The organism is Staphylococcus sp. HMSC036D05 (assembly GCF_001836225.1).
Classification (GTDB): domain Bacteria; phylum Bacillota; class Bacilli; order Staphylococcales; family Staphylococcaceae; genus Staphylococcus; species Staphylococcus caprae.
This window is the reverse complement of sequence record NZ_KV827781.1, coordinates 62383-76916: the sequence shown is the minus strand read 5'-3', so window position 1 is coordinate 76916 and position 14534 is coordinate 62383. Positions and strand designations below refer to the sequence as shown.

General features: G+C 34.7%; 11 protein-coding genes. 3 read left to right on the top strand and 8 right to left on the bottom strand.

What is annotated here, in order from left to right; translation table 11 throughout:
- Positions 1-21: 21 nt before the first annotated feature.
- From HMPREF2580_RS05110 to tyrS, 3 genes are all read right to left on the bottom strand, one after another.
- Positions 22-1440 (bottom strand): DHA2 family efflux MFS transporter permease subunit, encoded by a 1419-nt coding sequence (locus tag HMPREF2580_RS05110; protein WP_070830854.1) that lies wholly within the window; start codon positions 1438-1440, stop codon positions 22-24.
- Between the two features lie 136 nt (positions 1441-1576).
- Positions 1577-2041 (bottom strand): MarR family winged helix-turn-helix transcriptional regulator, encoded by a 465-nt coding sequence (locus HMPREF2580_RS05105; RefSeq protein ID WP_070830851.1) that lies wholly within the window; start codon positions 2039-2041, stop codon positions 1577-1579.
- An 82-nt stretch (positions 2042-2123) separates the two neighbouring features.
- Positions 2124-3386: a tyrosine--tRNA ligase gene (gene tyrS / locus HMPREF2580_RS05100; protein ID WP_070830849.1), complete on the bottom strand. Its 1263-nt coding sequence runs from the start codon at positions 3384-3386 to the stop codon at positions 2124-2126.
- Between the two features lie 468 nt (positions 3387-3854).
- Between tyrS and HMPREF2580_RS05095 the strand changes: the two genes are divergently transcribed.
- Positions 3855-4769 carry a transglycosylase domain-containing protein gene (locus HMPREF2580_RS05095; RefSeq protein WP_070830846.1) on the top strand — a complete coding sequence of 305 codons (915 nt, stop codon included), beginning with the start codon at positions 3855-3857 and terminating at the stop codon, positions 4767-4769.
- An 82-nt stretch (positions 4770-4851) separates the two neighbouring features.
- On the opposite strand, the gene HMPREF2580_RS05090 is transcribed toward HMPREF2580_RS05095, so the two are convergent.
- Positions 4852-6519 (bottom strand): formate--tetrahydrofolate ligase, encoded by a 1668-nt coding sequence (locus HMPREF2580_RS05090; protein WP_070830843.1) that lies wholly within the window; start codon positions 6517-6519, stop codon positions 4852-4854.
- A gap of 306 nt (positions 6520-6825) precedes the next feature.
- Positions 6826-8535: an acetate--CoA ligase gene (gene acsA / locus HMPREF2580_RS05085; protein ID WP_070830840.1), complete on the bottom strand. Its 1710-nt coding sequence runs from the start codon at positions 8533-8535 to the stop codon at positions 6826-6828.
- Positions 8536-8705: 170 nt separating this feature from the next.
- Here acsA and HMPREF2580_RS05080 point away from each other — a divergent pair, with 170 nt between their 5' ends.
- Positions 8706-9338: a GNAT family N-acetyltransferase gene (locus HMPREF2580_RS05080; RefSeq protein WP_070830837.1), complete on the top strand. Its 633-nt coding sequence runs from the start codon at positions 8706-8708 to the stop codon at positions 9336-9338.
- Positions 9339-9467: 129 nt separating this feature from the next.
- On the top strand, positions 9468-10643 hold the full coding sequence (locus HMPREF2580_RS05075; RefSeq protein ID WP_070830834.1) for an acetoin utilization protein AcuC: 1176 nt from the start codon (positions 9468-9470) through the stop codon (positions 10641-10643).
- Positions 10644-10783: 140 nt separating this feature from the next.
- Here the strand turns inward: HMPREF2580_RS05075 and ccpA are convergent, their stop codons facing one another.
- From ccpA to HMPREF2580_RS12450, 3 genes are all read right to left on the bottom strand, one after another.
- Complete coding sequence (ccpA, locus tag HMPREF2580_RS05070) at positions 10784-11773, bottom strand: catabolite control protein A (protein ID WP_002443428.1); 990 nt, start codon at positions 11771-11773, stop codon at positions 10784-10786.
- Between the two features lie 302 nt (positions 11774-12075).
- Complete coding sequence (locus tag HMPREF2580_RS05065; RefSeq protein ID WP_002443430.1) at positions 12076-13167, bottom strand: bifunctional 3-deoxy-7-phosphoheptulonate synthase/chorismate mutase; 1092 nt, start codon at positions 13165-13167, stop codon at positions 12076-12078.
- A gap of 276 nt (positions 13168-13443) precedes the next feature.
- A partial coding sequence (locus HMPREF2580_RS12450; RefSeq protein WP_256326422.1) for a prolipoprotein diacylglyceryl transferase occupies positions 13444-14534 on the bottom strand: 1091 nt, incomplete at its 5' end.

Sequence of the window (14534 nt, the reverse complement as noted above, 5' to 3'; positions counted from 1 at the left end):
CTGCTATTATTTTTTGTGAAATTATGATTCGATATGATTAGCTTTATGTGTAAGAAATAACGCAGGTAACACGATTAGCAATAATGCAATCACAGAAACTAAGAACCCTGCATGATAAGCTTTTAAACTTTGAAAAATTGATGGATGATTGAATGCTAACATGGATGCTACTACGGTTGCGATGATTGCAGTACCTAGACTAGAACCAATATTTTCAATCATATTGATACCTACACCTGCTTCAGCAATTTGCTTATCATCAAGTCCTTGATATGCATCACTTGTAAGACCAAGGTTGATCCCGCCTACGCTACATCCTCTTATAAAGAGTATGATAGACAACCACACGATATGTGTATGACCTGACACGAACATCAACGGAATCGTTCCAAACATGGCTATTGCAATACTCACGATGACAACATACTTCGCTCCGATTTGGTCAATCATTTTCCCGATATAAGGTCGCGTAATTAACATACCTAGACCCTGAGGTATTAAAGCTAAAGCAGCTTCAATCGCAGTGTAGTGTTTAAAGTTCTGAAAGAATAATGGAATAATCAGCATTGGGCCCATAATACCTATATTAGCAAGTAATAATCCGATAGATGATGCAGCATAGTTCTTCTGCTTAAATAATGTGATCGGTAGAACTGTACGATAATGTCTCATACGATTATAAATGCAATATGCAATCATTAAAACTATACCTATGATGATATACATCATCGGTTGCATAGCAAAGAATGTCCCATAATCGGACGCTTTCGTTACGCCGTAAATGATGCTCACACTCGTAAGTGATAACAATATAATGCCAATGATATCTAGCTTACTCTCTTTATTAAAAGGCTTAAATTGAGGCACGTATTTATTCATCAACGGTACTGCAATGATAACGATAAAAATATTAATAAAAAATATCCATCGCCAGTTTGCAAAATGAATAATAAATCCTCCGAGTACAGGTCCTAAAATCGGACCAAAAATCATAGGCGTACTTACCACAGCCATCACCTTACCTATATGGTCTTGCCCTGCAGTCTTTACAAGTAAAGTAAACATTAGAGTGGTGATAATTCCTGCACTAAAACCTTGTAAAATTCTAAAAATATTAAATACGGTGATATCCCAGCTCACACCAGCGAGTATCGACGTAAAGCCAAAAGCAATCATTGCTAATATAAACACTTTCTTACCATTAAATTGATTCATCAACCAACCAGAAAATGGTACAGCAATGGCAAGTGCTAAAACGTAACCGGTAATACCCCACTGAACAACGTCTAGGGAACTATTAAATGTATGATTAAGTTGCTTAACTGCGATATTTATCATAGTTGAATCTAACATAGGAGCGATGGCGCCTAATGCAATGGCCCACGCTGCGGTCATCACTTCTTTAGATACGCCGTTAGATTGAGAACGAGATGCTGACATAAAGACTCTCCTTTATCTAAATTGTTTCTTCGTCAACAAAATATACACGCGTTTTGTTTCCTTGTCAACAAAATTATCACAAAAAATTAAGGATACCCTCATTTCTTTCGTCACAAGAATTTGAGCATCCTTATATTTAATGTAATAGACCTTGATCTTTTATTTCTTGATCAAGATGTGCATTATACTTTTCTACAAATTGCATCATTGTTTTAAATTCTTCATCTGTAATATTGTCGAACACTTCTTGGTCTCTACGTTGAAATTCCTTATGTAGGTCTTCATGTGTTTGATAGATTTCTGTACCCGCTTCCGTCAACTTAAAGTATACTTCTTTCTTATTATCAGGATTCTTATAACTTTCAATTAAACCTCTTTGTTCAAGTCGTTTAGTTAATTTACTAACGGCACCACGCGTCATAAATAACGCTTCCGTCAATCGTCTCACGTTAGGTTCATTTAATTCTTGAATCGCTTCAATGCAATGCACTTCACTTGGCTTATTCCCTTTAAGTGCTTCTTCCATTTTCCCTTTATTTAACCACGCAATTTTATTAAATATATCACGGAAATTTTTCATTATCGCTTGTTCTTTATTCATTCGACTCACCCCCTTACCTTTTTGAAAATAAACCTCCCAACCACACGAGATGATTAGGAGGCTCCAAATAGACTGATACGTCTTATTGATAATTTACCATGAAATATTTTTTCTTACCACGACGAATAATCGTAAATTCATTGTCTATTTTATCTTCATTGCTGAATTCATAATCAACAGACTGTTGACGTTCACCATTGATATAAATCGCGCCGTTATTCACATCTTCGCGTGCTTGACGTTTAGATGAAGCAATACCTGTTTCGATTAACGCTTCAATAATATTTGTAGTTTCAGAAGATAATGTAACTTGTGGTACATCTTTAAATCCTTCTTTTAATTCTTTACCAGATAATGATTTTAAATCACCGCTAAATAAAGCTTTAGAAATTCGAATCGCATCATTTAAAGCTTCTTCACCATGAATAAATTTCGTTACATTTTCAGCTAAAGCTTTCTGAGCTTCACGTAAATGAGGTGCTTCCTCTTTAGATTGCTCTAAACGATCTATCTCTTCTTTATCTAAGAACGTAAAGTATTTCAAGAACTTAATAACATCTTCATCAGATTGATTAATCCAGAATTGATAAAATTCATATGGACTTGTTTTCTCAGGGTCTAACCAAACTGCACCTGATTCTGATTTACCGAATTTCTTACCATCTGATTTAGTGACTAATGGAATTGTTAAACCAAATGCTTCAGTTTGACCATACATACGGCGCATTAACTCAATACCACTAGTGATATTACCCCATTGATCTGAACCACCAACTTGGATTTTACAGTTTAATTCACGATTTAAATGACCGAAATCAATCGCTTGTAAAATCGTATATGTGAATTCAGTATAAGAGATTCCATGTTCTAAACGTGTTTGAATAGAGTCCTTTCCTAACATGTAATTGACTCCAACATGTTTACCATAATCTCGTAAGAAGCTAATTAATGAAATCTGACCTAGCCAGTCTTTATTATTAACTAATACTGCACCTTTATCAGTCCCAAATTCAAATAAACGGTGCATTTGTTTAGATAATCCTTGAACATTTGCTTCTACTTGTTCTTCAGTTTGAAGTACACGTTCTTCAGATTTACCTGATGGATCCCCAATCATTCCAGTTCCCCCACCGATAAGTACGATAGGACGGTGACCGTGTTCTTGGAAACGTCTCAACGTTAAGAATGGTAATAAATGCCCAATGTGTAAACTATCCGCTGTAGGATCAGCACCACAATACAATGTCACTTGTTCTTTATTTAATAAATCTTCAATGCCTTGTTCATCTGTTTGTTGATAAATTAAGCCTCTCCACTTTAAATCATCAATTAATGCGTTCGTCATTACATACATCCTCCTTAATCATTGTTCTATATTATGTTTGTTTTGAAAAGTCATTCATTTACAGGTACCTTTGTATCATTGTGGTATAGGGATTTCATTTTTCAAAGCATAGTTATTGGAATAGTGAAAATGCCTAAAAAATTCACTCACAAAATAAAAAGCCCCTACATCATGAAATGTAAGGGCGCAATTGCACGGTACCACCATACTTAATCGAGCGTAATGATACACTCGGATTACTTTATTAATGAGACGTTCATTAATGAAACGTTGAATAACATGATAGAGGTGTATTCACATTAAAGCAATTGTTAGTTCACAGCCACCACTAACTCTCTGAAATATCCCTTAAATGTTACTTCTCCTCGTATTCAAAACATATCGAATTGAATTTAATTATAGATAACATTATTTTAAAAGTCAACTTCATGAATATGGTATACTATATCTAAATTTAGGAGGTATGCGATGCGTCACAATAAAAGTATTCCACAAACAACAGATAAATACGTGCAATTTGAACGCATTTATAAGAAAATTAAACACGTTTGCGTCGGCATATTCCTAGTTATACTTTCCATTAGTATTCTATTGTTGATGGGATTCATCTTGTACTTCCACCATCTCACATCTGAGGCATCCTCTATAAGTAATAGTGAATTGAAGCAGAAAGTACTTCATATTCCAGGGGACGAACTTATCAATCATCGTAATAATCATATTCTTGAAGAATATGATCATTCTCAAAATACATTAATTGTGGGTCCTAAGCATGTCAATCCAAATGTGATTCATGCGCTTACGTCCTCAGAGGACACTCTTTTCTATAAACATAACGGTATATTACCTAAAGCACTGATGAGAGCAATGTTTCAAGATATCGTTGATGCTCATGAAACATCTGGCGGTAGTACCATCACACAACAACTCATCAAGAATCAAGTTCTAACGAATAAGAAAACTTACAGTCGTAAAGCAAATGAAATCATATTAGCGATGAAACTTGAAAAAATTTTATCAAAAAATGAAATTATTTATACGTATTTGAATATCGTTCCATTTGGTCATGATTATAATGGTGCGAATATCACGGGTATATCTTCTGCTTCTTTCAGTTTATTCGGCATACCACCTAAAGAATTAAATATCGCTCAATCAGCGTACTTAATAGGATTATTACAAAGTCCTTATGGCTATACGCCGTATGATGATAATGGAAATTTAAAAAGTAATGAAGAGTTTAAATATAGTATTCAACGCCAACACTATGTTCTTAAACGAATGTTAGTCGAAGGAAAAATTTCAAAAAAACAATATATTCGAGCAAAAAAATACCATATCAAAGCACACCTACTAACACATCCACAACAAGATGCATCATAATCGATAATTATATTATTAAAGGCTCTAGCGGAAATCACCCATTCGCTAGAGCCTTTTATCATGATAGTTGCTTTTTTATAAATTAGAATAATCCTATCGCATGTCCGTCATCTGTAACATCCATGTTAAGTGCAGCAGGTTTCTTAGGTAAACCAGGCATAGTCATAATTGCACCAGTTAATGCGACAATAAATCCTGCGCCTGTTTTCGCTTCTAATTCTCGAATCGTAATTTCAAAGTCTGATGGCGCTCCTAAAGCTGTTTGATCATCACTAAATGAATATTGTGTTTTAGCCATACAAACAGGATAGTTATCCCATCCATTTTCTTTGAATTGTTTTAACTGTTTTTGCGCTTTATTACTAAATGTAACTTTTGAACCACCATAAATTTCTTTAACAATTGTTTCAATTTTTGCTTCAAGAGGTTGTTCTAATTCGTACAAGTGCTTAAATGTTTGTGGTTGATCGATGACTTCTAAAACTTGGTTTGCTAAATCGATGCCACCTTTACCACCTTTTTCCCATACTTCAGTTAAAGCAATGCGTACACCATTTTCTTTCGCCCATTGCTTAACAAATTCAATTTCTGCCTCAGTATCATGAATAAATGCATTGAGTGCGACAACGGGTTCTAAACCATATTTCTTCACATTATTGACATGACGTTCAAGGTTAACAATACCTGACTTAATTGCTTCAACATTTTCCTCTTTAAGATTATCCTTAGCTACACCGCCATGCATTTTGAGCGCACGAATAGTCGCTACAACAACGACTGCAGATGGTTCAAAGCCTGCTTCACGTGCTTTGATATTGATGAACTTTTCAGCACCTAAATCTGAACCGAAACCTGCTTCAGTTACTACAATATCAGCTAAATCTCTAGCAGTTTCAGTTGCTAAAATAGAATTACAACCATGCGCAATATTAGCAAATGGTCCACCATGAACGAGTGCTGGCGTTCCTTCAATCGATTGTACTAAGTTAGGTTTAATTGCGTCTTTAAGAATCATCGCAAGTGCGCCTTCAACTTTTAAATCTGCTACTGTGATTGGACGACGGTCTCTTGTGTAACCAATCGTAATACGACTAATCTTGTCCTTTAAGTCTTTAATGCTACGACTTAAACATAAAATAGCCATGATTTCTGATGCAACCGTAATGTTGAAACCATCTTCTCTAGGTACACCATTCGTAGGACCACCTAATCCAACGTTGACATGACGTAGCGCACGATCATTCATGTCTAACACACGCTTCCATTCAATTCGACGTTGATCAATGCCCAGTTCGTTACCTTGATGTAAATGGTTATCGATAAACGCTGATAACGCATTATTAGCAGTCGTAATCGCATGAAAATCGCCATTGAAATGTAAATTAATATCTTCCATTGGTAATACCTGTGCATAACCGCCACCTGTTGCGCCACCTTTAATACCAAATGTAGGGCCAAGCGCTGGTTCACGTAAAGCAACCATGACATTATGATTCAGTTCATTTAGTGCATCGGACAAGCCAACTGTTACAGTCGATTTCCCTTCTCCTGCAGGTGTTGGACTCATCGCAGTCACTAATACCACTTTACCTTTATTTTCTTTAGTCTTAATCTGATTAATATCAATTTTAGCTTTATAATGTCCATATTGTTCGAGTGCATCAGCAGAGATGCCTGCTTTTTTAGCAATTTCTCCAATTGGTCTTATTTCTGATTGATTCGCAATGTCTAAATCTGATAAATGTGCCAAATTATTCAACCCCTTGAAATTTTTATCAATGAATCTTAAATCATGCATGCTTATTTATACTACTTATATGATTTATGATAACCGACTCAATTTTGATTGTCGAATAATTATAATAAATATTTATATAATGTTCGTTCTTAATAATTATTTTAATTTAATAACAATATGGTGGAGCTCCATTGTCTAAAGAATAGCTAAGATTAAGATAAACGTGTTACAAGTCCGCTTTTAATTCAGATATCTTCTGTCAAAATATTAAAAGAAGCTGAGATATTAAATGATATCCCAACCTCCCATTATTTATATTTAATCTTCCATTGTACTTAAATCGCCAGCGTCCAAATTTAATTCCCATGCTTTAAGTACACGTCTCATAATTTTCCCTGAACGTGTTTTAGGTAATTTATCTTTAAATTCAATTTCACGCGGTGCTGCATGTGCGGACAAACCTTCTTTAACGTATTTACGGATGTCCTCTTTCAATTCTTCTGTTGGTTCATATCCTTGTCTTAAAGCAACAAAAGCTTTAATAATTTCTCCTCGTACTGGATCCGGTTTACCAATCACGCCTGCTTCAGCTACCGCTTCATGTTCAACAAGTTTTGATTCAACTTCAAATGGACCCACACGTTCGCCAGCTGTCATGATGACATCATCAACACGACCTTGGAACCAATAGTATCCATCCTCATCTTTATAAGCAGAATCTCCTGAAACGTACCAATCACCGATAAAGTATGAGTGATACTTTTCAGGGTTATTCCAAATCTCGGACATCATTGAAGGCCAACCTTTCTTAATCGCCAAGTTACCCATACGATTAGGTGGCAATTCGTTACCTTCATCATCAATAATGGCTGCTTCAATGCCTGGAATTGGCTTACCCATTGAACCAAGTTTAATATCCATTGACGGATAATTAACAATCATATGTCCACCTGTTTCAGTCATCCACCACGTATCTAAGACACGTTTACCATAAACATCTTTAGCCCACTTAATCACTTCTGGATTGAGAGGTTCTCCTACAGACAAGATTGAACGTACTGAAGATAAATCATATTTCTCAACAATATCGTCTCCAGCACTCATCAGCATACGTAAAGCAGTTGGCGCAGTATACCAAACTGTAACTTTAAATTCTTGCAACATACTGTACCAAGCTTCTGGTGAGAAGCGACCGCCTGCAATACAATTTGTGACACCATTGAGCCAAGGCGCGAATACACCATAAGATGTACCCGTAACCCAACCTGGATCAGCAGTACACCAATAAATGTCATCATCTTTTAAATCTAATACGTATTTTCCTGAAATATAATGAAGTAACATGGCCTTTTGAACATGTAAGACACCTTTAGGTTGACCTGTTGAGCCAGATGTATAATGAAGAATCAGACCATCATCAGGTTCTAACCATTCGATATCAAATTGATCACTTGCTTCATCCATCTCTTTATTAAAGTCAATATATTCACTGTCAACATCTTGGTCCACGACAATAATCGTTTCTAGATTTGGCAATTTATCTTTTGGAATGCGAGTCAATAACGCTTTATTCGTAATCACCACTTTAGCTTCACTATTTTCGAGTCGATCTGCGACTGCTTTCTCCATAAATGCTTCAAATAATGGACCTACAATTGCTCCAATTTTTAAGATACCTAAGAAAGCAAAGTATAATTCTGGTGTACGAGACATAAAGATAAAGACACGATCCCCTTTTTTAACTTGTGCCTTATCTTTAAGTACATTCGCCGCTTTATTAGACAACTGCTTTAAATCATTATAAGTATAAGATTCTTTTCGCTTCTCATCTTTATAATTGAGAGCTGTTTTATCTCCTTTTCCGCTATCTACATGTCGATCGATACATTCATAAGCCATATTCATTTTTCCAGTTTCATACCAAGAAAATGACTTTTCAACTTCCTCCCAATTGAATTCTTGATAAGCTTTTGCGTAATTATCTAAGTTATATTGTCCTGGTTCACTTTGATATACTTCAACTTTCATTGTAAATCCCCCTTTGTAAATGAAATCGCTTTCTTTAAAAGTTATTATACATATAATTTTCACATTATTCAAAATTTTTCGTGTAGTATTTAGTAATTAATTGTCTAATTACAACCACTTTCTATATAATAAGTATAAGTATCAGCGGCGTTACATTAGGAGATGATATCTTGAGACATGTTAAAACCTATGTTACTAAGAATAAGTTAATCAATGGTGAGAATTTCATTATCGAAGGGCCTGTTTCATACACTTTTTTGAAAACGCTTACTTTCGATGAACAACTCGATTCATTTCGTCTACCTCAAGATCAATATGAAGCACTATTAGAGATTACTGAATTACCAGAAGGACGTGTTTACGTAGTTAGACAGCATCATCATCTCATTGGTTATGTTACCTATCACTACCCTGATGAATTCGAAAGATGGTCAAAAGGACACTTACCTTATCTGATTGAATTAGGTGCCATTGAAATCAGTCCAAAATACAGACACTTTCACTTAGGTGGCGAACTTATTGCTACAAGCTTATCCTCTGATGAATTTGAAGATTATATTGTGCTGACGACTGAATATTATTGGCACTGGGATTTAGATAACGCTCAACTTGATGTGTTTGAATATAAGAAACTGATGCAGAAATTAATGGCTAAAGGTGGTCTTGAAATCTTTGCTACTGATGATCCAGAAATTACAAGTCACCCTGCTAATTGTTTGATGGCTCGTATTGGTAGACGTATTAGCCTTGATCAACAACAAGCTTTTGATGATATTAGATATAAGAATAAATTCTTCTTTTAAGCCCTAAATTATAGTTGTGGGTTACTTTTTAAAAGGGATGGGATAAACATATCATTCAGGAAAATGAATTGTGCTGTCCCACGCCCTACTTAGAAAATTTAATAAAAATGTTGATAAGGGGGTGACATGATGCAAAATAAAAATATAAAAACGGGATATGTTTATTCAGATGAAATTTTAAAATATCGGTTCAATAACGAACACCCATTCAATCAAATGCGTCTTAAGTTAACAACGGAACTCTTAAAAGAAGCAAAATTTCTTAAGCCTGAACATATCATCAAACCAAGAATAGCAACAGATGATGAGTTAGCACTTATTCATAAATATGATTATATTCAAGCTATTCGTCACGCTTCACATGGGATTTTAAGTGAAGAAGAAGCTAAAAAATATGGACTAAACAGTGAGGACACCGTGCAATTTAGACATATGCATCGACATAGTGCCCGTATTGTAGGAGGCGCCCTTAATTTAGCAGACCGATTGATGGATGGCTCTTTGGATAATGGTTGTCATTTAGGCGGTGGACTTCATCATGCTCAATCTGGTCGGGCTAATGGCTTTTGTATTTATAATGATGTAGCGATTACAGCAAAATATTTAGTTGAACGCTACAATCAACGTGTAATGATTATCGATACTGATGCACATCATGGCGATGGCACACAGTGGAGCTTTTATACAGATAATCAAATTATGACTTATTCTATTCATGAAACAGGCAAGTTTCTTTTCCCAGGTTCTGGACATTATACTGAACGTGGTGAAGATCTCGGTTATGGTTATACAGTCAATGTGCCATTAGAGCCCTATACAGAAGATGACTCATATTTAGACGTATTTAAAGAAACTGTGGAACCAGTTATAGCAGCTTTTAAACCGGACATTATTTTAAGTGTGCATGGCGTAGATATCCATTATAGAGATCCTTTAACACATATCAGTTGTACGTTAAGCACGCTCTATACGATTCCCTACATCATACAAGATTTAGTAGCTCGTTATTGTTGTCATAAAGTAATCATGTTTGGCGGCGGTGGTTATAATATATGGAGAGTTGTACCTCGTGCTTGGAGTCACGTCTTTCTCAGTTTAATCGGTGAACCCATTCAACAAGGTTACCTCCCTCTAAGCTGGATTAATAAATGGAAATTATATAGCCCTGTTCAACTCCCTAAACGCTGGGAAGACCGACTAAATGATTATATTTACATTCCTAGAACTAAAGAAATTTCTGAAAAGAATGCTCGAATAGCAAAGCAAGTCTCCAGTTGGTACGCTCATTATAAAGATGAAATATAAATTGGCAGTCGAGTCGAACCATTAAAGACATAAAAAAGCGGATGCGTGTTGAGTGAAAAGTAGTTATATCTCAAATCATGCATCCGCTTTAATATATATTTAATTCATCTTAGCGTGAGCCTGAGCTCATCGGCGATAGTTTATTTCGTAGTGCCACGATATTCTATTCTATGTGGAAGAATCACATTTGGCTCTTCAATATCTTCTTCGTTCATATATTTCGTTAATAACCTCATGCCTACTGCACCGATATCATATAAAGGTTGGATGACACTTGATAATTGAGGACGAACCATTTCAACAAGGCGTGTATTGTTGAAGCTAACAATTTGTAAATCCTCAGGTACTTTCACACCAGCATCTAATGCGCTGTGTAAAATTCCTATTGCTTGTTCGTCACTAATTGAAAGTATTGCGTCTGGCATATTATCTTGTAATCTTTCAAATGCTTTAATGCCCTCTTTATAACTTTCTTTCCCTGAGAAATGAAGTGCTTCATCCAATTCTAGTTGATGTTGGTCAAGAACTTTAGTTAATCCTTGTAATACATCGTCTTGTGCTTTTTTAGAATAATCCCCACCTACAAGAGCAAATTTAGTAGCACCTTGTTCAAACATATGTTGTGCTGCTTCCTCTGCTGCTTGTTTGAAATCAATGTTCACTGAAGCGATGTGGTCATCTTTACCATTTGTGCCTGAAACGACAACAGGAACTGATGATTGATTAATTAATTCTTTAATTTCTTCTGAAATCGTACCACCAAGGAAAATAATACCATCTACTTGTTTACTTAATAGATTATTGAATATTTCTTTTTCTTTCTCAGGATCATTATCTGAGTTAGAAATAATTGAATGATATTTATACATTGTAGCGATATCTTCTAAACCACGGGCAAGTTGTGAATAATACACATTTGAAATGTCAGGTATAATCACTCCTACAGTAGTTGTACGTTTACTTGCAAGTCCTCTAGCAACGGCATTAGGTCTGTAGTTTAATTTTTTAATCACTTCATTGACTTTATTTCGAGTTTCGGGCTTCACGTTTTGATTGCCATTTACTACTCGTGAAACAGTTGCCATCGACACACGTGCTTCTCTTGCAACATCATAAATTGTTACAGTCATAATTATCCTCCTTGTAAGCGTTTTATTAGCTATTATATCGTGCTTTCATATCATTTTCAAAGTTTATCATATTTAAAACGTTTGCGAAATCATTTTGTTCTTTTGTCACATTTCTGTCAGAAAGAGCGTGTACAATTCGTTAGTTTTTGTGTATTTCTATTTTAAAAAAATTATATTTCTATCAATAGTATTTCTGATAAATATAAATTTCCTAAAAAAATAAAAAGGACTACTTTACTATTCTGTTTAGAGAATAATAAAGCAGCCTACTCAGTCACTACAACAAAATTATCACTCGAAAATTATTTTAATTTCTTAGCGTTATACATATCTGCCAGTGGTTTGAGTTCATTATAAAATTGATTGAATTCATTTAAGTCCATTTGCTGACCTGCATCACTTAAAGCGACAGATGGATCCGGATGAACCTCAGCCATTACGCCATCTGCACCGACAGCTAATGCAGCTTTTGCAGTTGGTAACATAATATCTTTTCTTCCTGTACTATGTGTAACATCGACCATTACAGGTAAATGTGTACCTTGTTTTAAGATTGGTACTGCAGAAATATCTAAAGTATTTCGAGTTGCCTTTTCATAAGTACGTATACCACGTTCACATAAAATGATGTTTCTATTGCCTTGAGAAGCAATATACTCTGCTGCATAAATGAATTCTTCAATAGTCGCTGATAAACCACGTTTTAAAAGAATCGGTTTATTTGTGCGTCCAGCTTCTTTTAATAATTCGAAGTTTTGCATATTTCGAGCGCCAATTTGGAACACATCTAAGTATTCATCTGCAATTTCAAAGTCATTAGGATTTACTATCTCACTCACTACATTTAAATTAAACTTATCTTTAACGTTTTTAAGTATTTTTAATCCTTCTACACCAAGACCTTGGAAATCATAAGGAGATGTACGAGGTTTGAATGCACCACCTCTGATAAATTTTTCTCCTTTCGCTTGTAAGTCACTTGCAACAGCATCTACTTGTTCTTGTGATTCCACCGAACAAGGACCGAATACAAATGATTTATTTCCGTCACCAATGATGCCACCGTTATCAAATTTTACAATCGTATCTTCTGGTTTAAGTTTACGAGAGACATAAAGATGTTTTTCATTTTCAGATTTTTGTAAATCAGTAGAGGCTTTAAAAATTTCTTTAAACAACTGCTTAATTACATTATCATTAAATGGACCTTGGTTTTTATCCAATAATTCGTTAATCATTTCTTTTTCACGCTGTGGATCATATACTTGAGTCCCTTGTTTAATTTTTTCTTCTCCAATTTTTTGAGCTAACTCGCCTCTCTTAGATAACAAATCTAAAATTTGGTTATTTAATGAGACAATCTCTTCACGGTATTGTTCCAATTTATTAGTCATTTCTACTCACCTCTAAGATATAATTATGTATGAAAGTATATTACTTTAAAGCGATAAATTAAAAGTATTTAGACCTAATTTTAACAATTTCAATTTTATAGTTCAAGTTGTTGTTTACAGAAAATAAAAAATTTTCTAAAAACGTCATAACTTGCTCAAACTGTTAATGTGTTTATATGTGGACGAAATTTCATTTTAATTTAGAAAGGCTGAGACAATCTTTAAAAGTTGCCCCAGCCTTTTGAATCATATCTTTAATTAATATGATCATTCAGTTTAATCATTAAAAGTACGTTTTTCAATCTTGCTGTTCGCTTTTTCTACTTTTTGTTGATTATTATCTGATTGAGTTTGTTGTTTTTGATTTCTATTGTTTTGTTTAGGTGTATTACTTTGTTTTTTGTTTGTTGTCTTTTTATTAGTGTTTTTCTTTTTGTTGGTAGCATTCGTTTTATTGCCACTATTCTTAGATTTTTGACTACCTTTTGTTGACTTCTCATGTGTCACTACACCATTTTCAAATGTTGCTGACGCTTGAGACTGAGTTGTTGTACCTTTTTGAGTAGTAGCTTTCTGTTTTGCATTTGAAGACTGCTTATTAGATTGAGTGACTAAGTTTGGCACATTTGTTTTTTTCTTACCTTTTTTAATCGTTGGTTCTGCTAATAGAGCTTCTGTCAATTGTGCTTCTTTAGAACCTTTAGTTAATTTGGATTTTTTAGTCTTAGCTGCCGTAGCTAAACGGTTAGCAAATGAACCTTCATTAGATGATGTTTCTTCTTTTTGATCTTTAGTTACTAAATTAGGAACTTCTTTGTTAGAAGATTTAGGAATATCTTGTTCAGTAGTAAGATCTTTTGTATTCTTAGCTACTTGACTATCATTATTGATTTTATCATTTTTAGTTTGCGCAGCTACTGCCATTTTTTCTGCTTGTGTATGACTAGCTGTATCTTCATTTTTACCCTCTTTAGTTGTAGGATCAGCTAAATTATTATCGCTTGATTCTTTCTTAACAGCTGTTTGAGCGATAGCAATTTCTTCAGCAGAAGGTTTTTTATCACTATCAATATGTGCGTTTTCTTGGCTATCTTTAGCCTTCGCATCATTTTTAGCTTCTTGAATATTTTGTGCTTCTGGTGATTGATCTGCGAGTTCTGTTTCTTCTTGGATTGCGTTTTGTTGTGCAGTTAACTCTGAAGTTGATGGTCCGTTTTGTTGTTGTGCTTCAGCTTTCGCTTCTTGGATATCTTGCGCTTCTGGTGACTGATCTGCAAGTTTTGTTTCTTCTTGGATTGCGTTTTGTTGCGCAGTTAACTCTGAGGCTGTTGGACCGCTTTGTTGTTGTGCTTCAGCTTTCGCTTCTT